Source organism: Pseudomonas sp. EA_65y_Pfl1_P113 (assembly GCF_963970525.1).
Classification (GTDB): Bacteria; Pseudomonadota; Gammaproteobacteria; order Pseudomonadales; family Pseudomonadaceae; genus Aquipseudomonas; species Aquipseudomonas tritici.
On the sequence record NZ_CAXAQM010000275.1, the window covers coordinates 1 to 573 of the forward strand.

General features: G+C 63.2%; 2 protein-coding genes and 1 tRNA gene. 2 read left to right on the forward strand and 1 reads right to left on the reverse strand.

Translation table 11 applies throughout. The features are described from left to right. Both AACY52_RS29560 and AACY52_RS29565 read left to right on the forward strand, forming a co-directional pair. Positions 1 to 213 (forward strand): 5-formyltetrahydrofolate cyclo-ligase (locus tag AACY52_RS29560; RefSeq protein WP_339561261.1); only part of this gene is annotated, 213 nt, incomplete at its 5' end. After that, a complete protein-coding gene (locus tag AACY52_RS29565) occupies positions 210 to 422 on the forward strand; it encodes a DUF2842 domain-containing protein (RefSeq protein WP_033965758.1) in 213 nt (70 codons plus the stop codon). The genes AACY52_RS29560 and AACY52_RS29565, both read left to right, overlap by 4 nt. 23 nt (positions 423 to 445) lie before the next feature. On the opposite strand, the gene AACY52_RS29570 is transcribed toward AACY52_RS29565, so the two are convergent. After that, positions 446 to 522, reverse strand: a tRNA-Asp gene (locus AACY52_RS29570). Positions 523 to 573 lie beyond the last annotated feature (51 nt).

Consider the following 573-nt stretch of genomic DNA (forward strand, 5'->3'; position numbering starts at 1 on the left):
ATCATACTCACGCCCATGCTGGCGTTCGATGCGAAGCTCGATCGGCTGGGGCAAGGTGCCGGCTATTACGACCGCGCCTTCGCGACGTTTCCCGACGCTTGGCGGATCGGGGTTGCGTGGAGCGTGCAACAGGTCGAGTCCTTGCCGACCGAAGCGTGGGACATGCCGCTCCACGCCGTCATCACCGAATGTGGATGGATTCCCCGACCATGACCCCAAGTTGGCGTAAACCCGTCGGGATGCTGGCGATTCTGGTGTTGATCGGCGTGTGGTGCATCCTGGTTGCCAGCCTGTCTCGCCTGGTCGGCGGCTGGCATCCATTGTTGCAGGCCGCATTCTATCTGATCGCTGGCATCGCCTGGATCTGGATCCTGCCGATGCGGCGCATGCTGGCGTGGATGGAGACAGGGAAATTTCGCTGATTCCACCTGGGCATGAAGGGGAATGGCGCGAGTGACGGGGCTCGAACCCGCGACCTCCGGCGTGACAGGCCGGCGCTCTAACCAACTGAGCTACACCCGCTTGAAAAGCGAGAGGCGCGGCTCCTAAGCCACGCCCCAAGCCGGTCACCGC